This is a genomic window from Aquidulcibacter paucihalophilus, from assembly GCA_030285985.1.
Classification (GTDB): Bacteria; Pseudomonadota; Alphaproteobacteria; order Caulobacterales; family Caulobacteraceae; genus Brevundimonas.
In genome coordinates, this window is sequence record CP127384.1 from 1,766,201 (window position 1) to 1,785,608 (window position 19,408).

General features: G+C 67.2%; 22 protein-coding genes and 1 pseudogene. 8 read left to right on the top strand and 15 right to left on the bottom strand.

What is annotated here, in order from left to right; all coding sequences use genetic code 11:
• The first annotated feature begins 130 nt into the window (after window positions 1-130).
• Entirely contained in the window at window positions 131-853 is a 723-nt protein-coding gene (locus tag KB221_08525; GenBank protein ID WIY70892.1) for an arginyltransferase, read from the top strand.
• On the opposite strand, the gene KB221_08530 is transcribed toward KB221_08525, so the two are convergent.
• Both KB221_08530 and KB221_08535 read right to left on the bottom strand, forming a co-directional pair.
• Entirely contained in the window at window positions 823-1,854 is a 1,032-nt protein-coding gene (locus KB221_08530; protein ID WIY68154.1) for a M48 family metallopeptidase, read from the bottom strand. The genes KB221_08525 and KB221_08530 overlap by 31 nt on opposite strands.
• Window positions 1,855-1,866: 12 nt before the next feature.
• The gene (locus tag KB221_08535) at window positions 1,867-2,445 is read right to left on the bottom strand and encodes a LemA family protein (GenBank protein ID WIY68155.1); all 579 of its coding nucleotides are present in this window, start codon (window positions 2,443-2,445) and stop codon (window positions 1,867-1,869) included.
• Window positions 2,446-2,597: 152 nt separating this feature from the next.
• Here KB221_08535 and KB221_08540 point away from each other — a divergent pair, with 152 nt between their 5' ends.
• Entirely contained in the window at window positions 2,598-3,020 is a 423-nt protein-coding gene (locus KB221_08540) for a hypothetical protein (GenBank protein WIY68156.1), read from the top strand.
• On the opposite strand, the gene parC is transcribed toward KB221_08540, so the two are convergent.
• The 7 genes and pseudogenes from parC to KB221_08575 all read right to left on the bottom strand — a co-directional run bounded on the left by parC (window position 3,004) and on the right by KB221_08575 (window position 11,377).
• Window positions 3,004-5,205, bottom strand: coding sequence for a DNA topoisomerase IV subunit A (gene parC / locus KB221_08545; protein WIY68157.1), 2,202 nt, complete (start codon window positions 5,203-5,205; stop codon window positions 3,004-3,006). The genes KB221_08540 and parC overlap by 17 nt on opposite strands.
• A 66-nt stretch (window positions 5,206-5,271) precedes the next feature.
• The gene (locus KB221_08550) at window positions 5,272-6,360 is read right to left on the bottom strand and encodes an alkaline phosphatase D family protein (protein ID WIY68158.1); all 1,089 of its coding nucleotides are present in this window, start codon (window positions 6,358-6,360) and stop codon (window positions 5,272-5,274) included.
• A gap of 106 nt (window positions 6,361-6,466) precedes the next feature.
• Window positions 6,467-8,812 (bottom strand): TonB-dependent receptor, encoded by a 2,346-nt coding sequence (locus KB221_08555; protein WIY68159.1) that lies wholly within the window; start codon window positions 8,810-8,812, stop codon window positions 6,467-6,469.
• A gap of 183 nt (window positions 8,813-8,995) precedes the next feature.
• On the bottom strand, window positions 8,996-9,727 hold the full coding sequence (gene recO / locus KB221_08560; protein ID WIY68160.1) for a DNA repair protein RecO: 732 nt from the start codon (window positions 9,725-9,727) through the stop codon (window positions 8,996-8,998).
• Between the two features lie 52 nt (window positions 9,728-9,779).
• A complete protein-coding gene (locus KB221_08565; protein ID WIY68161.1) occupies window positions 9,780-10,712 on the bottom strand; it encodes a nuclear transport factor 2 family protein in 933 nt (310 codons plus the stop codon).
• Between the two features lie 51 nt (window positions 10,713-10,763).
• Window positions 10,764-11,126, bottom strand: a complete 363-nt coding sequence (locus KB221_08570; GenBank protein ID WIY70959.1) for a hypothetical protein — start codon at window positions 11,124-11,126, stop codon at window positions 10,764-10,766.
• A 50-nt stretch (window positions 11,127-11,176) separates the two neighbouring features.
• Window positions 11,177-11,377: pseudogene (locus tag KB221_08575) on the bottom strand (NAD(P)H-dependent oxidoreductase).
• A gap of 143 nt (window positions 11,378-11,520) precedes the next feature.
• On the opposite strand from KB221_08575, the gene KB221_08580 reads away from it, so the two are divergent.
• Genes KB221_08580 through KB221_08600 form a run of 5 tightly spaced genes read left to right on the top strand, consistent with a single transcriptional unit; the run spans window position 11,521 to window position 13,752 of the window.
• Complete coding sequence (locus tag KB221_08580) at window positions 11,521-11,868, top strand: metalloregulator ArsR/SmtB family transcription factor (GenBank protein ID WIY68162.1); 348 nt, start codon at window positions 11,521-11,523, stop codon at window positions 11,866-11,868.
• Window positions 11,852-12,355: an SRPBCC family protein gene (locus tag KB221_08585; protein WIY68163.1), complete on the top strand. Its 504-nt coding sequence runs from the start codon at window positions 11,852-11,854 to the stop codon at window positions 12,353-12,355. Before KB221_08580 ends, KB221_08585 begins: the two co-directional genes overlap by 17 nt.
• Before the next feature lie 38 nt (window positions 12,356-12,393).
• The gene (locus tag KB221_08590) at window positions 12,394-12,873 is read left to right on the top strand and encodes an SRPBCC domain-containing protein (GenBank protein WIY68164.1); all 480 of its coding nucleotides are present in this window, start codon (window positions 12,394-12,396) and stop codon (window positions 12,871-12,873) included.
• A gap of 43 nt (window positions 12,874-12,916) precedes the next feature.
• Complete coding sequence (locus tag KB221_08595) at window positions 12,917-13,357, top strand: VOC family protein (protein WIY68165.1); 441 nt, start codon at window positions 12,917-12,919, stop codon at window positions 13,355-13,357.
• Window positions 13,354-13,752 carry a DoxX family protein gene (locus KB221_08600; protein ID WIY68166.1) on the top strand — a complete coding sequence of 133 codons (399 nt, stop codon included), beginning with the start codon at window positions 13,354-13,356 and terminating at the stop codon, window positions 13,750-13,752. Before KB221_08595 ends, KB221_08600 begins: the two co-directional genes overlap by 4 nt.
• Before the next feature lie 11 nt (window positions 13,753-13,763).
• On the opposite strand, the gene KB221_08605 is transcribed toward KB221_08600, so the two are convergent.
• Genes KB221_08605 through lepB form a run of 4 tightly spaced genes read right to left on the bottom strand, consistent with a single transcriptional unit; the run spans window position 13,764 to window position 17,385 of the window.
• The gene (locus KB221_08605; protein ID WIY68167.1) at window positions 13,764-14,948 is read right to left on the bottom strand and encodes a serine hydrolase domain-containing protein; all 1,185 of its coding nucleotides are present in this window, start codon (window positions 14,946-14,948) and stop codon (window positions 13,764-13,766) included.
• A gap of 48 nt (window positions 14,949-14,996) precedes the next feature.
• On the bottom strand, window positions 14,997-15,944 hold the full coding sequence (era, locus tag KB221_08610) for a GTPase Era (protein WIY68168.1): 948 nt from the start codon (window positions 15,942-15,944) through the stop codon (window positions 14,997-14,999).
• Window positions 15,941-16,657 carry a ribonuclease III gene (gene rnc, locus KB221_08615; protein WIY68169.1) on the bottom strand — a complete coding sequence of 239 codons (717 nt, stop codon included), beginning with the start codon at window positions 16,655-16,657 and terminating at the stop codon, window positions 15,941-15,943. Before rnc ends, era begins: the two co-directional genes overlap by 4 nt.
• A complete protein-coding gene (gene lepB, locus KB221_08620) occupies window positions 16,657-17,385 on the bottom strand; it encodes a signal peptidase I (protein ID WIY70893.1) in 729 nt (242 codons plus the stop codon). The genes rnc and lepB overlap by 1 nt, the downstream gene beginning before the upstream one ends.
• A gap of 174 nt (window positions 17,386-17,559) precedes the next feature.
• Between lepB and KB221_08625 the strand changes: the two genes are divergently transcribed.
• Window positions 17,560-18,264 carry a hypothetical protein gene (locus KB221_08625; GenBank protein WIY68170.1) on the top strand — a complete coding sequence of 235 codons (705 nt, stop codon included), beginning with the start codon at window positions 17,560-17,562 and terminating at the stop codon, window positions 18,262-18,264.
• A 5-nt stretch (window positions 18,265-18,269) separates the two neighbouring features.
• Here the strand turns inward: KB221_08625 and acpS are convergent, their stop codons facing one another.
• Both acpS and KB221_08635 read right to left on the bottom strand, forming a co-directional pair.
• Window positions 18,270-18,671, bottom strand: coding sequence for a holo-ACP synthase (gene acpS, locus KB221_08630; protein WIY68171.1), 402 nt, complete (start codon window positions 18,669-18,671; stop codon window positions 18,270-18,272).
• Window positions 18,668-19,405, bottom strand: a complete 738-nt coding sequence (locus KB221_08635) for a pyridoxine 5'-phosphate synthase (GenBank protein WIY68172.1) — start codon at window positions 19,403-19,405, stop codon at window positions 18,668-18,670. Before KB221_08635 ends, acpS begins: the two co-directional genes overlap by 4 nt.
• Window positions 19,406-19,408: the final 3 nt, after the last annotated feature.

Here is a 19,408-nt window from a genome sequence, read left to right on the forward strand (position 1 = left end):
AATGGCCTTGCTCCGGCCCCTGGCGCGGGTGCAAATCACGGGATGAAGCGGCCAGCACTTCCCTGTCGGCGAAATTGGATGCGGACCTGAGGCCGTGACCTTCGTTCCCCAGCGCCAGCTTCGCTTCTATATGACAGCCGTGGCCCCTTGCCCCTATCTGCCGGGCCAGACCGAGCGGAAGGTGTTCGCCAATCTGCCGTTCAGCGAGGGCGTCCACGTCAATGACGAGCTGACCCAGGCCGGGTTCCGGCGCAGCCAGAACATCGCCTATCGCCCGGCCTGTGAATCCTGCGACGCCTGCGTCTCCGTCCGCCTGCCGGTGCCTGAGTTCAGCTTCTCAAGATCACAGCGCAAGGTACTGAAGCGAAACACAGACCTTTCGCGCGATCTGGTCGAGGCCGAGGCCACGACCGAACAGTTCGACCTGCTGCGCCGCTACCTCAACGGCCGGCATCCCGGCGGCGGTATGAGCGGCATGGGCTGGCTCGACTACGTCGCCATGGTCGAGGATACGGCCGTCCGGACCCATCTGATCGAGTACCGCCTGCCCTCGCCCGACGGCGGTCCCGGCGATCTGGTCGGCGTCTGCCTGACCGACCTGCTCGGGGACGGCCTGTCGATGGTCTACAGCTTCTTCGACCCGACGCTCGAGGCCCGCAGCCTCGGCCGGTTCGCCATCCTCGACCATGTCCGGCAGGCGCAGATCGTCGGCCTGCCCTATGTCTATCTCGGCTACTGGGTCCGCGGCTCGAGGAAGATGGACTACAAGTCCGGGTTCCGGCCGATGGAACAGCTGACCAAACTCGGCTGGACGCGACTGGCTCAGCCGGCCACGGGAGTCGACGTCGAATAGGCTTCGCCCGGGCCCGGGTCCGTGTCGTTCCACACCCCCGGATCGATTCCGCCACCGAATTTCACCAGGGCGTCGATCCGTTTCTGGATCGGCGGATGGCTGGCGAACAGGCCTTCCAGCCCGACGCCGTCCGGCTGGTTGTCGAGGAACAGCTGCTGCACCTCATCCGGCCCCTTCAGGCTTGAACGGCCCTCCACCTTGCGCAGGGCCGAGATCATGGCGTCGGGGTTCTTGGTCAGCTCGACCGCTCCGGCATCGGCGACAAACTCCCGCGTCCGCGACAGCATCATCCGGATGACGATGGCCAGGGCGAAGCCGACGGCGGCGAAGGCCAGGCCGATCAGGATCAGCGGCATGGCATTCTTGTTGTCCCGCTTCCCGCCACCGCGCGAATAGATCAGGCCGCGGAACACCAGCTCCGCGATCACGCTGATGATCCCCGCGAAGATCGAGGCGATCACCATGGTCCGCACGTCCTTGTTGATGACGTGGGTCAGTTCATGCGCCAGCACCGCCTCCAGTTCGTCGCGGGTCAGGGCCGCGACCAGTCCGCGGGTGACCGTGATGCTGTACTGACCCTCGTGGAGGCCGGTGGCGAAGGCGTTGAGGCTGTCGTTGTCGATGACGCGCAGTGTCGGCGTCCGCAGTCCGCGCGATATGGCGAGGTTTTCCAGCAGGTTGTACAGGTCCGGCTCAGACTTCCTCTCAACCTTCCGCGCCCCGGTCATGAGGTCGATCATGGTCTGGCTGCCGAAATAGGAGATGGCGAACCAGATGCCGGCGACGACGAAGGCCAGCGGGATCGTGCCGCCCAGCCAGGAGGCGGCCAGGGCCATGTCGTCGCCCAGCCCCCGCCCCGTTCCGGGCAGGAAGCCGAACCCCATCAGGACCAGCTGCAGTCCGTAGATGATGAAGATCATCAGGACGGGGAAGGCGGCCAGCAGCAGCAGGGACCGGGTGTTGTTCGCCCAGATATGGGTCTGGAGCCCGACGGCGCCCATCAATGCGACCCCTTACGCCGTGAAGCGGACCTTGGGCGGCGCGGCATTCATGGCGGCGCGATCGCCCTCGCCCACGTCGAAGAAGGGCTTGTCCGCGCCGAAGCCGACCATGCCCGCGAACAGGACGGTGGGGAACTGGCGGCGGAGTGCGTTGAACTCACCAACGGCGCTGTTGAAGAACCGGCGCGCGGCGGCCAGCTTGTTCTCGATGTCCGAAAGCTCGCGCTGCAGCTCGAGGTAGTTGGTGTTCGCCTTGAGGTCCGGATAGGCCTCGGCGACCGCGAACAGCCGGCCGAGCGCGCCCGTCAGCATGTTTTCGGCCTGCACCTTGTCATTGACCGAGGTGGCGCCGGCGGCGGCGGCGCGCGCCTGGGTGACGGCGTCCAGCGTGCCGCGCTCGTGCGTGGCATAGCCCTTCACGGTCTCGACCAGATTCGGGATCAGGTCCTGGCGCTGCTTCAGCTGCACGTCGATGTCGGCGAACGACTGGTCCGCGCGCTGGTCCAGGGCGACCAGCTTGTTATAGGCGCCGACGACGATGAACAGCACCAGGGCGACGATGACGGCGATGACGATCAGGGTGACGATCATTTCGGTTTCTCCAGCCTAGGGGGCGAGTATCGCCCGCGTCCGGTCGCCCGGATAGTGAAATCGCCGCAACCCGCCGGCTTTCGCCCGCACGGCGGAACAGATTGATGCGCGTGATCGCGGCGGATAGGCTGAGGGCTGTCAAAGGGACCACCATGTTCGCACCTCTCCTGGCCATCGCCTTCGCCCTCGCCTCGCCGCAGGACGCCGCCCCGCCGGCCGCAGCACCGGCCCCGGTGTCGTCCGAGCGCTACGAACAGGCCATGAACTGCGCGGGGATCATGGCCGCGACCTCATCGCTGCACGCTTTCACCGGCAATACCGAGGCCCGGGCCAGTTCAGACCGGAACGGCCGGGGCTTCATCGCGGCGGCGACCCTGTTCGCCCAGCCGCTCGGCCTGACCGCGGCGCAGCTGTCGGAGGCCTTCGCCGCCAGCACAAGCCGGGCCCTTGGCTCGATCACCCGCAACACCGATCAGGCCGCCGCGGACGCTGCGATTGACCAGTTGAACGCGGATCATGACACATGCCTGAGGCTCGTGCAGCGCTGGATGGCCGAGACTAACGGAACTTCCTGAGTCCGCGCGGGCCCTGCCGCCCGGCCCCGGCGCGCTTGCCCAGCCAGTCTTTCCAGTCCGGCCAGTTGCGCCGCCGTCCCCCGCCGTCGACCCACTCCGGGCCGTGGGCACCGTCGAACACCGCCACATCGGCCAGGCCGCCCTGCTTGTAGTTCTGCAGCTTGACGCCCTTGCCCCGGCCCATCTCGGGCAGTTCGGCCAGCGGGAAGATCAGCGCCTTGATGTTGTCGCCGATGGCCGCGATGTGGTCGCCGTGGATCCGGATGGCCGCCAGCATCTCGCCGTTCAGCACCTGTTTGCCGCCCCGCTTCTGGGCCAGCAGCTCGTCTTCGGGGGCAATGAAGCCGTAGCCGGCCTTTGACGCGACCAGCAGCTTTCCACCCGGCTGGTGGGCCAGGAGGTTGATGATGTCGGCCTTCTCGTCGAGGTCGATCATCAGGCGCAGCGGCTCTCCATGCCCGCGGCCCGAGGCCAGTTTGTCAGCCCCGACCGTGAAGATTCGGCCGTCCGACGCCGCGACCAGGATCTTGTCGGTCGTATAGCCGGGCACAAGGAACGCCAGGCTGTCGCCCTCCTTGAACTTCAGCTCCGACGGATCCTCGACCTTGCCGCGGGCAGCGCGGATCCAGCCTCGCTCGGACAGAATGACGGTGATGGCCTCACGCGGGATGAAGGCCTCGACCGAGACGAAGGCCGAGGCGTCGACCGCGTCGGCAATGGTGGTCCGGCGCGGCGAGACCAGCGCCTTGCGCACGGTCTCGAGGTCCTTGCCGACCTGTTTCCACTGTTTGGCGGGCGAGGACGACAGCGACTGCAGCGCCGCAAGTTCGTCTGCCAGTGCCTTGTATTCATTCTCGATCGTCATTTCCTCGATCCGCGCGAGCTGGCGCAGTCGGGTGTCGAGGATGAAGTCGGCCTGAAGCTCCGAGAGACCGAAGCGGGCGATCAGGACGGCCTTGGGCTGTTCCTCCTCACGGACGATCCGGATCACCTCGTCGAGGTTGAGGAAGACGATCCTCAGGCCTTCCAGCAGATGCAGTCGCTTCTCGACCCGGTCGATCCGCCAGCCGGCGCGGCGGACCAGCACCTCACGACGGTGATCGAGGAAGGCCTGCAGACAGGCCTTCAGTCCCATCACGCGCGGCGTGCCCGTGGCGTCCAGCACGTTCATGTTGATCGGGAAGCGGATCTCGAGATCGGAGAGCTTGAACAGGCTCTCCATCAGCACCTCGGGTTCGACCGTCCGGCTCTTGGGCTCGATGACCAGCCGGATGTCCTCGGCCGACTCGTCTCGGACGTCGCCCAGCAGGGGGGCCTTCTTGTGCTCGATCAGGTCGGCGAGGTCGGCGATCAGCTTCGACTTCTGCACCTGGTAGGGCATCTCGGTGATGATGATGCGCCAGACGCCGCGACCGAGGTCCTCGGTCTCCCAGCGGGCCCGCAACCGCACCCCGCCCCGGCCCGTCTCATAGGCGTCGAGGATGGAGGCATGGCCCTCGACGGCGACGCCACCGGTCGGGAAGTCCGGCCCCGGGACGATGCCGGCCAGCTCTTCGGTCGTGGCGTCGGGGCGTTCCAGCAGCAGGTGGCAGGCGTCGATCAGTTCGCCGACATTGTGCGGCGGGATCGAGGTGGCCATGCCGACGGCGATGCCCGACGACCCATTGGCCAGCAGATTGGGGAAGCCGGCCGGCAGGACGATCGGCTCCTCGTCCTGATCGTCATAGGTGGCCTTGAAGTCCACCGAGTCCTGGTCGATGCCCTCCATCAGCAGGACGGCGGCAGCGGTCAGCTTGCACTCGGTGTAGCGCATGGCGGCGGCGTTATCGCCGTCGATGTTGCCGAAATTGCCCTGGCCGTCGACCAGCGGATAGCGCTGCGAAAAGTCCTGGGCGAGACGCACCAGGGCGTCATAGATCGAGGCGTCGCCGTGCGGGTGGTAGCCGCCCATGACCTCGCCGACGACCTTGGCGCATTTGCGCGCCGCCGCCTGCGGGTTCAGCCGCATCTGGTGCATGGCGTACATGATGCGCCGGTGCACGGGCTTGAAGCCGTCGCGCACGTCCGGGAGCGCCCGGTTGGTAATGGTCGACAGCGCATAGGCCAGATAGCGGCGCGAGAGCGCCTCGCTCATCGGCTCGTCGACGATGCGTCCGCCTTCCGGCGGCGGTGTGTGAACGGTCATGGGCCTTCGAATCGGGTGTTTCGGTCCCGGAGTCTAGGGACCCGACACCCTAACCCACACCCTGTGTCATCCGCCGACAGTCAGGTCACCTGTGCGGATCGCCTGCTCCAGCCGGACTGTGCCGTTGACGTCGCGGATCTCGGCCAGAACCGTCGGACGGTCGTCGCCCCAGCCGATCGTCAGCAGACCGAAATTCTGGTCCCGAAACACCTCGCCCACCCGCAGCGCGTTCGGCGGTGTCACCGGCCAGACCTCGGTCAGGCCCGACGAGGTGATGTCCCACAATGGATATGGGGTGTTGACGTCCAGACGCGAAATTTCGCCGTAGTGGGTATCGCCCGACAGGCAGATCAGACCATCGGCCTTGCGGTCACGGATGGCGGCGATCAGGCGCTGGTGGTCATGGGCAAAATTGATCCAGCCCTCCCAGCCGGCGAAATCGGCCACGACCTGCAGGCTTGAGGCGAATACACGGACATCTGCGGGCACCGACAGCTGCTCTTCCAGCCAGCGCCACTGGGTCTCGCCCAACTGGGTCGCCGTCATGTCCGGATTGCGGGCATAGGGGCCGGGCGTGGGCTCGCCGGCCTCGGCACGTTTCCGGACCCAGGCTTCATAGCCCTGGTCGCCCAGTTCCAGAGGGACCAGGGGCGTCCTGTTCCAGCGGAGGTCCGGCAGGATGATCTGCACCCGTCGCCCCGCCGGGCCGAAGACATGGGCCGTATAGATGCCGTCGCGCGTGCGCCGCGGGCTGTCAGCCGGGGCACCGAAGAAGTCCAGGAACAGACGGCGGCTCTCTTCCTTCATCGGATAGTCTGCGCCGGCGTCGTTCTCCCCGAAGTCATGGTCGTCCCAGATGGCGAGGATCGGGATGCCGCTGGCTTTCAGCCGCTGGAATCCGGGCTGGGCGGCCATCTCGGCGTATTTCCGACGCATCACCGCGGGGTCGCGGGTGTCGAGATAGACATTGTCGCCGAGGAAGATGAACAGGTCCGGACGGGCAGCCAGCACGGCGTCCCAGATCGGCTGGGGCTTGTCGCTCTTGGCGCAGGAACCGAAGGCGATCCGGGTCAGGGTCTGGGCGCTCTGAGAATGCGGATCGGGTTCCGCACGCGCGGCACCTGCGATCAGACTGGCACCGACAGTTCCGGCCATCAGGCCACGTCTCGAAAGGCTGTTCATTTCGCCATCTCCGGGCAGAAAGGGGAAACGGGGCGCACCGTCACGGTGCGCCCCGTCCTTACACACGACTGTTAGGCGATCAGAAGCTGCGACGCAGGGTCACGAAAGCCTGGCGGGGCGCACCCGGCAGGAAGGTCTGACGACCGGCCCCGTTCTGGAAGCCGCCCGAGCCGACCGTCGAGATGTGATCTTCATCGAACAGGTTGGTCACGTTGAACTGGACTTCCGTCCCGTCCAGCCAGTCTCCATGATCGATGAAGCGGTAGCCGGCGGTCAGTTCGAACAGGGTGTAGGACCCGGCAGACTCATCGTTCAGGTAGCTGGAGAAGCGCTCGCCGGTGACGGCACCCGCGATCGTGCCGTAGAGGCTGCCGTCATCATAGGCCAGTTCGGCGCGTGCCAGGGTCTCGGGCGTGTTGACCACGGACTTGCCGGCAGTGGCGGCGACCAGGGCCCCCGTGCCGTCACGAACGTCGTTTTCGTAGGTCGAGTCGTTATAGCTGAACGAGCCGAAGGCCGACCAGCTGTCGGTGAACGACCACACAGCAGCGGCTTCGAAGCCGCGACTCTGGACCGAACCGACGTTCTGGATGCCGTTGCCGAGACCCAGGATCGGGGCACCGAGCGCGACGCCCAGCAGGCGGTTCTCGAACTGCACGTCATAGACGGCAACCGAGCCCTGGAGCTGGTCGAAGCGGAAGCGCCAGCCAGCTTCCAGCGTCTTGGAGCTTTCCGGCTCGAGGGTCGTCCGCAGGGCCGCGAAGCCCGCCGCCGAGGCCGAGAACGGACCGCCGGTGTTCGAGGATTCGAAGGCGCGGAGGTTTTCGGCATAGGAGGCGAACAGCTGGTGGTCGCTGTCGAGGTCCCAGGCGACGCCGACCTGGGGCAGGAAGTTGTCTTCCGCCTTGATGGTCCCGGTCTTGTTGTCACCGGTCACGGTGGTGGCCGAGTTCTCGACGCTCAGCGATTTGAAGCCGGCGTTGATGGTCAGGGCTTCGGTGACCGACCAGCTGTCCTGCACATAGAACAGGCGGGTCTCGGTCTCGTAGTTGTACTCCCACTGGGTGAAGAAGGGATTGGCCAGGAAGTCGAGCGAGTTCCGGGTGTTGGCCGCGCGGGCCAGACCGTAGAAGCGGCGGGCCTGGTTGAAGTCGTTGTTCTCCATCCAGAAGCCGCCCTCGATCTCGTGGCCGCCCACGGTCAGGGTGGCCGAGCCGATCACGCCGCGGCGCTCGATGTCGTATTCGGTCGTGCGAACCGAGATCGGGCTCGGAACAGCAATCGCCGCACCGGACTGATCCGGCGCGCCGGCCGGGGTGGCCACATAGGGGGTCCACCACAGGCCCGGGCCTTCGTTATTGTGACCATAGCCGGTCAGCGAAACCTCAAGGGCGTCCGTGACGGGGTAGTTCAGGGTCAGGGCACCCAGAGTGTCGTCGCGCAGGCCCGAGGCATCGAAATAGGCATCGTCGATGCAGCGCGCGCCACCGACATAGGCGTTGGCACCGGTGCCGCCGCCCAGCTGCGGGCAGTCACCGCCCGGGTTGGCCTGATAGATCGCCGCATTGGTGACGGCGTTCGCATAGTTGTCGGACTTGTTGTCCCAGTCACGGCCGAGGCGCGCGATCTGCTCCAGCGACATGTCCTGGTAGTCGTTTTCGCGACGCTCCGAGTGGTTGAGGAAGCCGGTGATTTCGCCGCGGCCGACAGGCTGGAGGAGATTGAAGTTGAACTGCTGCTGGTTCTGCTCGCCGAGACCCTTCCACTTTTCCATTCCGTGATCGACGAAGGACAGCGACATCGCCGTGCCGGCCGGGCCGAACGCGCCGGTGTCAACCCGGACGAAGCCACGCAGGGTGTCCTCGCTGCCGTAGGTGCCGGCGACGTCCAAGCCGAACACATCATCGGGACGGCGGCTGATGAACTGGATCGCCCCGCCCAGATTGCTGCTGGAAGCGGTGCCCAGCGCACCCGAGCCCTGGGCCACGTCGACGCGGGCGACGTTCTCGGAGATGATGGCGCGCGAGATGTGCAGGCCGTTGTGGTTGCCGTAGCTCATGTCACCCAGCGGCACGCCGTCGAGGGTGAAGCCGAGCTGGTTCTGGTTGAAGCTGCGCAGCACGATGCGCGCGGACCATTCGTAGTTGCCGAAGGCGTCGGCCGACTGGAAGCTGACGCCCGGCAGGCGTTCAATGGCCTTCAGCGGGCTGGTGCCCGGGGCTTCGACCGCGATGGCGGCTTCGGTGATCGAGGCCTGCTGGCGGCTCTGGCCGAGACCGAAGACAACGATCTCGTCGAGCGCGGCGACCGGGCCGTCCGGATCCGCCACGACGGCCTGAGCCAGCACCGGGCTGGACGACAGCATCACGCCGCCGATAACGAGCGCGAGCGTCGAAACGCCCGCCAAAAGCCGATGGTTGTTCATGGTTATCCCCCAGGATCGTTGCCGTGCCGATGCACGCGACGGGGGCATAGGGTTCCGCCACAACAGTCCGAAGACGCCTCGGCGGCGGTTCCGTGAAGGCCGCTGGTTCAGTCGTCTTTCAGGTCCTGCGTGGCCCGTCTGCACCGCTTGCTCCGCAGGCGTCGCATTTCCCGGAGGCCGGATTCAGAGCCGTCCAGCCTCGCGCAGCCTGTCGATCATCCACACCCGTGCGGGCGGAATGGGCCGGTTCTGGGGGTGGAAAACGAACTGCTCCAGGAAATGGGCGGTCAGGTCGAGGCCCGCGCCGACATCGCCCTGGCCCAGCCCGGCCTGGGCACCCAGCATGAACGGCGGCAGTTTCAGGAGCTTGTCGGCGTAGGGGGCCCCGGCGTCGGCGCTGACGGCGCGGCCGGTGCGCGGGCTGACCCAGACCAGGTCGTCCATGGTCCCGGAGACCGCACAGCGACTGAGGTCCAGGCCGAAGCCCAGATCTTCCAGCAGCCCCGCCTCGAACCGGACGAAGATGGCGGGCCAGACGTCCGGCAGGGCGAAGGCCGACATCAGCGCCTCGAAGGCCAGGAAGGCCCCCGGATGCGGTTCGCGCTCCGGCAGGGACCCCTGCGCTACCGCCGCGGCCGCGGCGAGGCCGGTCAGGGCCAGCGGATCGTCGAACAGGGCGCTGGGCCCCTCCCCCACCGGCTCAAGCCGCGCCGAACCCAGATGGTCCGAGGTCCGCGCCTTGTAGTCGGCCACGACCCTCGCGCCGGGCTGGAGGAACGGCTTCATCTTGCGGGAGGCCCCGCCGGCGACATAGGCCGCGCGTCGGCCGTGTGTCTCGGTCAGCAGTTCGACCACAACCCCGGTGTCGCCATGGGCGCGCGCGGACAGGACGAAGGCGTCGTCGGTGAAATCCATCCGGCGGTGTTAGAGGACTGCGCCGGGGTTGGCCATATGTTCCGGTTTCCCGTTAAGGCACCGCCGCCGCCCGGATCCGCGCCGTCATGTCCCGCGCGAGCGCATTGGGGATCGGGAAGGTCAGGGCGTAGAGGGCGATCCACCACCGGCCGTCCGCGCCGCGCACCAGCACCCCCGTGCCCCGGCTGGTGCCGTAGGACTGGCTGTCCAGCGCCTCGTCGAACCAGACCACGCAGCGGCAGTCCAGTGGCGCGAGGGTCAGGGCGCGGGACCGTGGCGTATAGGTCCAGCCCCGGCCGCGGTTGAAATAGGGCTCGGCATAGGATCGGAACTCGGCGATCGACCAGTGCTCGGTCACATCGGAGCCGATGTAGGTGGCGTCGGGCGTGAACAGGTCGAAATAGACCGCGCCGTCCGCCTTGGAGGCGGCCTCGTGCAGGGCGTCCAGAACGACCGCGGCAGCTTCCTCCTCCGGCGTGTCGGTGGCCTCGCCGGGCGCGTCGACAATGGGCGTCGCGGCTTCGAACGCCTTGATTTCGGTCGTCATCCCGTTAGCCAGATCATTGGGGATCGGATAGCTGAGCGCATAGCGCAGCACGCGCCACGCCCCGCCATCACGCACCATCATCCCCTCGGCCCGGGCGGTGCCGTAGGTCTGGCTGTCCAGCACTTCATCGAACCAGGCGACGCAGGCGCAGGGATCCGGCGCGAGGGTCACATGGCGGTCGCGGCCGTCATTCCGCGCCGCATAGACCCAGCCCTCGCCCCGCGCGAAGATCGGCGCGGCGAAGCCTAGGAAGGCGTCACGGTCCCAGCGCTCGGACGTCTCATTGCCGATCCACACCATGCCGGGTGCCAGCCTGTCAGCCCAGGCGGCGGAGTCGGCCCGCGCGGCGGCGGCGTGCAGGGCGTCCAGGGCAGCAGCGGCCTCCTGCTGCGGCGTGGTCTGGAGAGCGGCGGCGAGGGTCAGGGCGATCAGGGACATGCCCCACCCTATCCCGGCTTTTCCCGCCCCGTCACGAACGGAGTGTGGGCGTCAGGCCTCGCCACTCTCCGGAACCGGATAGGTTTCGGGTGTGAGGACCTTGGCCAGGGCCAGCAGGTTGCGCGCGGCGTTGCGGCCGACGCGGTCGGAATAGTCGTGGCCCTGATCCGTCTCGACGTAGTCGGGGCCCGGTCCCGGGCCGAGGTGCCAGTAGGTCCAGCTCTGGCCGGGGATGGTGAAGCCCATGTCGATCAGGCCCTGACAGACGGTGGCGACAATGTTGTGGGCCCCGTCCTCATTGCCCGTGACCACCACACCGGCCACCTTTCCGAAGGCGACGGGACGGCCCGCCTTGTCGAACTCGCCGAACATGGCGTCCATCCGTTCGAGCGCACGCAGGCAGACGCTGGACATCTGGCCCAGCCAGGTCGGGTTGCGAAGACGACGATATTGGCAGCCATGATCTTCGCATGGACGGCGGGCCAGTCGTCGCCCTCGCCCTCACGCGTCTTGATGCCGGGCTTGAGATTCAGGTCGACCAGCCTGACCATCTCCACCTCCGCCCCGCCCTTTTCGAGTTCAGCGATGACGACCTTCGCCAGCGCCTCCGTGCTGGAGGTCTCCGGCGACGACTTGAGGGTACAGTTCAGGACGAGGGCTTTCATGGGAGTCTCCGGGAGGGGGTCCGGTTCGAACCCGCCACCCGGCTGGTCCGTTCCCACGGCAGCCGGTCCATATTTAACTCTGCGGTTGACAGCTGCCCCGATCGCGCTCATTTAACCTGTCAGTTACATACGAAGCGGACCCCATGCCCACCGACCCCCTCTCCGCCAAATTCGCCGCCCTGGCCGACCCGACCCGTCGGGCCATCCTGGCCCGGCTGTGCGAGGGGGAGGCCAGCGTGAATGACCTCGCCGCCCCGTTCGACATGAGCCTTCCTGCCGTCTCGAAACACCTGAAGGTGCTGGAGAAGGCCGGACTGATCAGCCGCGGCCGCGAGGCCCAGTGGCGCCCTGCCCGCCTTGAACCCATGGGGATGAAGGGTATCGCCGAGTGGCTGGAACACTACCGCCGCTACTGGGACGCCAGCTTCGACCGTCTCGACGCCTATTTGAAGAAAATCCAGAAAGGGGACCCCGATGGCCCAAGAAACTGACTCCAACCCCTGCAACACCGACGGCGTCGCCCATCAGCATGCGCTGGTCCTTCGCCGCGTCATCGATGCGACGCCCGAGGCGATCTGGAAGGCGTGGATGACGCCGGAGCTGCTGAAGCAGTGGTTCGTGCCCAAGCCCTGGTCGATCTCGGACATCCAGATCGACCCCCGTCCCGGCGGCGTGTTCAAGTGCGTCATGCACGGGCCGGACGGCGAGGTCATGCCGAACAGCGGGATCTTCCTCGCCGTCGAGCCCAACCGCCGCTGGATCACGACCGACGCCTTCACCCCGGCCTGGGAGCCCGCCGGCCCGCCCTTCATGGTCGCCACGGTCGAGCTAACCCCGCGGGAGGACGGCAAGACCGACTATGTCGCCACGGCGCGTCACTGGAACGCCGAGACGATGAAACAGCACGAGGCCATGGGCTTCCATGAAGGCTGGGGGACCTGCGCCGACCAGCTGGCCGAACTGCTCAAGACCCACTGACCGCCCGGCCCGACCGGACCCGCTGAAGAGCCCGCCCGATGCCCCTCGTCGACAGTATCGCCACCCGCCCCACCCTGCAGATGCAGCGTCATTTCGCGGCGCCGCGTCCGTTGGTGTGGCGCGCGTGGACGACGCCCGAGGTCATGGTGCTGTGGCTGGGTCCGGTCGAATGGCCCGCGGTCAGCGCCACCCAGGATCTGCGCGTCGGCGGCGAATGGCGCGCCTGTCTGCGCTCACCCGATACGGGTCAGGACCTCTGGCAGGGCGGTGTCTATCGCGAGATCGTGCCGGATGAACGGCTGGTCTTCACCTTCAAATGGGACGAGTCGCATGAGGACGGCCCGCCTGTGGACACCCTCGTCACCGTCCAGCTCAGCGATGCCACGGACGGCGGCACCCTGATGGATTTCACCCACGAAGGCCTGAAGTCGGAACAGAGCCTGACCGGACACAAACACGGCTGGACCAGCACCTTCGAGCGGCTGGAGGCCTTTCTGGCGGCGGGCGGGGCGTCCTGAGGACGACCCGCTGTTCGGATCAACCGGCTCACGGAGCAAGACCATGAAGATCGTGACCAGTCTCAGCTTCCGCGGCGAATGCCGTGAAGCGTTCGAGTTCTACGCAAAGGTGCTGGGCGGGGAGATCATCGCCGCCATGCGTTACGGCGACGCCCCGCCGGAAATGCCGATCGGCCCTGAATACAGCGACTGGCTGATGCACTGCTGGCTGCAGGTCGGCGACCAGGCCCTGATGGGCTCGGATTCGCCGCCCGAATACGCCCCGCCCCTCGACCAGCTCAAGAACGGCTTCGACGTCACCCTGCACACCGAAGACGCCGCCGAGGCCCGGCGCTGGTACGATGCCCTTGTCGAGGGCGGCCAGCCGACCATGCCGTTCTCCGCCACCTTCTGGTCGCCCGGTTTCGGCGGGCTGATCGACAAGTTCGGCGTGCCGTGGATGGTCAACACCACGCCGGCCGTGACCTGTGAGGCGGACCAGTGAAGACCGCGCCCTCCGTGTGGACGGGGCGGGTCCTGAGCGGCCTGTTCGTCCTGTTCATGCTCGCGGCTTCGATCGCGCCCAAATTCCTCATGGCCGACATGGTCGCCGAGCAGAGCATGACCCCGCTCGGCTGGCCGGCGAAATACCTGCTGCTGATCGGCCTGATCGAGCTGGCCTGCGTGGTCCTCTACGTCATCCCGCGCACCAGCCTGTTCGGCGCGGTGCTGATGACCGGCCTGCTCGGCGGGGCCATCGCGACCAATCTCCGTGTCGAGAACCCCCTGTTCAGCCACACCCTGTTCGGCGTCTATCTCGGTCTGTTCATGTGGGGCGGCCTGTGGCTCCGGAACGCCTCGCTGCGGGCGGTCTTCCCGTTCCGGCGTGGAAAGCCCTGACGGCCGCGAGCCTAGCGCGTCATCGCCGTCGGGAACGGCCGCCCGAGGGCTTCTGCCATCCCCTGCTGGGACAGCAGGAAGACCGCGTCCCGCTGGTGGAAATTGTTCGACAGGACGATCACCGTCACGTCCGCGTCCGGTTGGTAGCTCACCAGATTGCGGAACCCCGACCAGCTGCCGGTGTGGAAGGTCTGGCGGTCCATGAACGCCGGCGAGACCCGCTGGCCGATGCTGTTGCTGAACAGGCCATAGCCCCAGTCGCGTCTCGGCCGGCCGCGCTCATCCGGCGTGTCGGACGGCGCATGGTCGGCGATCATCATCGCATGGCTGCGCGGGCTGAGCAGATGACCGTGATGCAGCGCCCGCTGCCAGACCAGCAGATCGTCGAGCGTGGAATACAACGCCCCTGCCCCGACAATGATGCTGACATTGTGATCCGGCTGCGGCGACGGACCGCCGCCGCCGAGGTTGGCGTAGCCCACGACCACGTCCGAGGCGTCGTCGTCATAGCCGGTGTCCGCCATGCCGAGCGGCTCGAAGAAGGCGGTTCGCAGATAGACGTGCAGCGGCTTCCCGCTGGCCTTTTCGACCACGGCGCCGAGCAGGTTGTAGGCGGCGTTGTTGTACCGGACCTTGGTCCCCGGCGGGAACTGGAGCCCGTACTGGGTGGATTCAGCCGTCAGTTCTTCCATGGTGGCGGGCGTGACGCGTCGAACGCCCCAGCCGGGCCGCGCCATCAGATCCGGAATGCCTGAGGTGTGGCCGAGCAGGTGATGCAGCCTGACCGGCACCCAGGCCGCCGCACAGGGCTGGATCCATTTGCAGACCGGATCATCGACTGACAGGACCCCATCATCCTGCAGCCGCAGAATGGCGGCCGCGGTGAACTGTTTGCTGACCGAGGCGAGCCGGAACCTGGAGTTCAGCGCCAGCGGTGTCCCGAGGCTCCGGTTGGCGAAGCCGTGGACCTGCCGGAACAGCACCTCGTCGCCGCGCGCGACCAACACGCCCCCGGTGAACTGCCCCGACCCGCCCCAGCGGTTCAGTTGTTCCGTCAGCTGCGGCAGGGACTCGACCACCACGAGCGGAGGCCGCGGCGGAGGCGGCTCGGGTGCCGTCGCGGTCGCCCCGGGTCGGACTGTCGGCCAGGCCACGAGGCCGACGACGACCACGACCAGCAGCGCAATGGCAGCCATCGTCAGCCGGGGGTGTCCCCCGGATTGTCTGGGAACCTGAAACAAGACCTAGACGTCGAAATCCAGCCCGAACTGGGCGTAGAGCGCGCGGCTGTCCTGCCATTTCGGATCGACCTTGACCGTGATGAACAGGTGTACGGGCCGGTCCAGCAGTTCAGTCAGTTCCTCGCGCGACTTCTGGCCGATCCATTTCAGGGTCTGGCCGCCCTTGCCCAGCACGATCGGCCGCTGGCTCTCCCGCTCGACATAGATGATCTGTTCGATCCGGGCCGAGCCATCGGCCTTGTCCTCAAAGGCCGTGGTCTCCACCGCCGCCGAATAGGGCAGTTCCTCGTGGACGCGCAGATAGACCTTTTCGCGCGTGATCTCGGCCGCCAGCACCCGCATCGGGACATCGGCCGACTGGTCCTCCGGATAGAGCCAGTGGCCCGCCGGCATCGACCGCGCCAGCCGCTGCTTGAGGTCATCCACGCCGTCGCCGCTGAGGGCTGAGATCATATAGACCTCGGAGTAGACGCCGGTTTCGAACATCGCATGCGACAGCGCCAGCAGGGTGTCGCGGCGCATGCCGTCGATCTTGTTCAGGGCCAGGATGACCTGGGTCCCGGACGCCTTCAGATTGGCGATGATGGTCTCGGTGTCCTCGGCCGAGCGTCGGTCGGCCGCCTGGCCTTCCTTGCCTTCCGAGGCGATGTGCGAGGCGGCGTCGATCAGGTGGACGACCACATCCGCGTCCGAAGCCCCGCCCCAGGCCGAGGCGACCATGGCCCGGTCCAGACGGCGGCGCGGGGTGAAGATCCCGGGCGTGTCGACCAGCACGATCTGGGCATTCCCCTCGATGGCGATGCCGCGCACCGGGAAGCGGGTCGTCTGGACCTTTTGCGTGACGATCGAGACCTTGGTTCCGGTCAGCCGGTTGACCAGCGTGGACTTGCCCGCATTGGGCGCGCCGATGATGGCGGCAAAGCCGGCCCGCTGGTTTTCTGTATCGGTCAAATCACGCCTTCACGCTGCAGCAGGCCGATCGCGGCCGCCTTCTCCGCGTCCTGACGCGAACGGCCTTGTGCGGTCAAGGGCGGATATCCGGCCACGCTCGCTTCCACGGTAAAAGTCGGGGCGTGGTCTGACCCCTTCCGTTCGACGATCCGGTAGGCCGGCAGGGGCTTTCCGAGCCCAAGGGCCCACTCCTGCAGCGCGGATTTCGGATTGGTCAGCGATTTTTGCGGTGGGGCGGAGAGTTCGTCCTTCCACGCCGTGTCGAACACCGTCCGGACCGCATCGAAGCCGCCGTCCAGCCAGACCGCGGCGAGCAGGGCCTCCATCGCATCGCCCAGCACGCCCTCGCGCCGCCGGCCGCCTTGTTTGGCCTCGCCGGGTGACAGCCGCATCGCGTCGCCGACGCCGAGCGCCTCGGCCACGCGCGCGCAGGCGGCCTTGTCGACCAGGGCGTGGAGGCGTGAGGACATCTCGCCCTCATCGGATCCGGGGAAGTCGCGGACCAGCCGGTCGGCCACGAGCAGCCCAAGCACCCGGTCACCCAGGAACTCCAGCCGCTGGTTGTCCGCGAACGGCCGCCCGCGCGCATCGCGCTCGGCCCCCTCCCCGACGCTGGCGTGCGTCAGGGCCAGGTCCAGCAACGCCGGATCCCGGAAGTCGTGGCCGAGGCGGCGCCGCAGCGCCTGAACTGCCTCGGCCCTTCGGTCAGCCATCAGTCGAGAACGGTGAAGAACCGGCTCGGCTGGACCTTCGAGAACCAGCTGACGGGGTTCCACAGCGAGGCGCCTGGCTTCCACGAGAACAGGATGATCTCGGCCTTGCCGATCAGGTTTTCCGCCGGGACATAACCCACGCCGACGGACTCGTCGTAGCGGCTGTCCTGCGAGTTGTCGCGGTTGTCACCGATCATGAAGTAGTGGCCGGCGGGAACCTCGAACACCGGGGTGTTGTCGGAGATATTGCCCGGACCCCAGTCCTGGATGTTGATCTCACGGCCTTCCGGCAGCGTCTCGCGCATCTGGATGACGGTCTGGGTTCCGTACAGGTTCTGGACGTCCTGGCGGCTCATCTCGACGTCACGGACCGCCGTGCCGTTGATGAACAGCACATTGTCGATCATCTGGATGCGGTCGCCCGGCAGGCCGATCAGGCGCTTGATGTAGTCCGTCTCATTGTCGCGCGGCAGTTTGAACACGACGATGTCGCCGCGGCGGGGCTCCTGGCTGACGCCCGGCAGCATGATGCGGCCGTTGAAGACCGGGGGGCTGAACGGGATCGAGTGCTTCGAATAGCCGTAGCTCCACTTCGACACGACGATGTAGTCGCCCTCATAGAGGTTCGGCTCCATCGAGGCCGACGGAATGGTGAAGGGCTGGAACAGCACGACACGCAGCACCAGGGCGATCAGCAGGGCGAAGAAGATCGTCTTGAAGATCTCCATACCTTCGCTGCTCGAGCCGCCCTTGGACTTGCGCTTCTTGCCTGACCCGCGGGCGTAGACGGGCGTCGCGTCGACGTCCTCGAAGGGCGCGTCGCCTGAGTCGCTCCAGACGGGCGGCTTGGCTGCGGCGGCCACAGCGGCCCCGGCGACGGCGGCTGCGGCGACCGGCGCTGCGTGACCGTGGTCGTCATGACCATGCGCAGCGGGCGCGGCATGTCCGTGGTCGTCATGGCCGTGGGCGGCCGGCGCGGCGTGGCCGTGGTCATCGTGACCATGAGCGGCGGGGGCAGCGTGACCATGATCGTCATGCCCATGGCCTGCGTCGTGACCGTGCCCTGCATCGTGGCCGTGGTCGTCATGACCGTGCGCGGCGGGCGCATGTCCATGGTCGTCGTGACCATGCGCAGCGGGAGCAGCGTGTCCATGGTCGTCGTGACCATGCGCAGCGGGAGCAGCGTGTCCATGGTCGTCGTGACCATGCGCAGCGGGCGCATGTCCATGGTCGTCGTGACCATGCGCAGCGGGAGCAGCGTGTCCATGGTCGTCGTGACCATGCGCAGCGGCAGCGTGTCCGTGGTCATCGTGACCGTGCGCAGCGGGAGCCGCGTGTCCGTGGTCGTCATGGCCATGCGCGGCGGGCGCAGCGTGGCCATGGTCGTCGTGGCCATGCGCGGCGGGCGCTGCGTGACCATGGTCGTCATGACCATGGGCGGCAGGCGCGGCATGTCCGTGGTCATCGTGACCGTGACCGTGATCATCGTGACCGTGGCCATGGTCGCCGTGACCGTGGCCGTGATCGTCGTGCGGCTTGTGCTCGTCGCTCATTGTTACTCTGTCCCCCAGCCGCTGTCCGCGGTCTTTGCGGCGAAATCGGTATAACGTGATTAAGATATCGGCAAGGCTTCGATCACCACGAAGGCGAGTGCATAGGGGTGCTCGTCACTGAGGGTCAGGTGTATCCGGGCTTCGTGACCCTTTGGCGTCAGCCTGGACAGGTGTTCGGCGGCGTGCCCGGTGAGGGCCAGGGTGGGCTGGCCGGAGCGCATGTTCACCACCCCCATGTCGCGCCAGTAGACGTCTGCCCGCATGCCCGTGCCCAGCGCCTTGGCGCAGGCCTCCTTGGCCGCGAACCGTTTGGCGTAGCTCCAGGCGGGATCAGGCTTCCGGTCCGACCGGGCGCGCTCGATGTCCGTGAAACAGCGTTGTTTGAACCGTTCTCCAAAGCGGTCCAGCGAGGTCTGGATCCGGCGAATATCGCACAGGTCCGCGCCGACCCCGATGATCACGCCGCGGCGTCCATGGCGGCCCGCATCCGGTGGATGGCCGTGGTCAGGCCGACGAAAAGAGCCTCACCGATCAGGAAGTGGCCGATATTCAGCTCCCGGACCTCGGCGATCGCCATCATGTGGGCGGCCGTCACGTAGTCGAGGCCGTGCCCGGCGTGGACTTCCAGGCCCAGATCGAAGGCCCGCGTCGCTGCTGCCTGCAGCCGCTCGAACTCGACCGCCCGGTCATCGCCGGACAGATGGCAGTAGCGGCCGGTATGGAACTCCACGACCTGCGCGCCCACTGCATGGGCGGCGTCGACCTGTTCGGAGGTCGGCTCGATAAACAGGGACACCCTTATCCCTGCGTCGGAAAGCGCCCTGGCCACCGGTGCGATGCGCGCCTCATGCCCCGCGACGGCCAGTCCGCCCTCGGTCGTGACCTCCTCGCGCCGCTCCGGCACCAGGCAGGCCGCGTGCGGCCGGTGCCGCAGGGCGATGGCCAGCATTTCGTCGGTGACGGCCATCTCGAGGTTCAGGGGGCGTCCGGCCTCGGCGCACAGCAGGCTGAGGGCCTCGATGTCCGGGTCGGTGATGTGGCGCCGGTCTTCGCGCAGGTGGGCGGTGATGCCGTCTGCGCCGGCCGCCAGGGCCTCGCGGGCGGCCCGCACAGGATCGGGGTGAACGCCGCCGCGCGCATTCCGCACCGTGGCGACGTGGTCGATATTGACGCCGAGGCGTACCGGAGAGGCCATTCG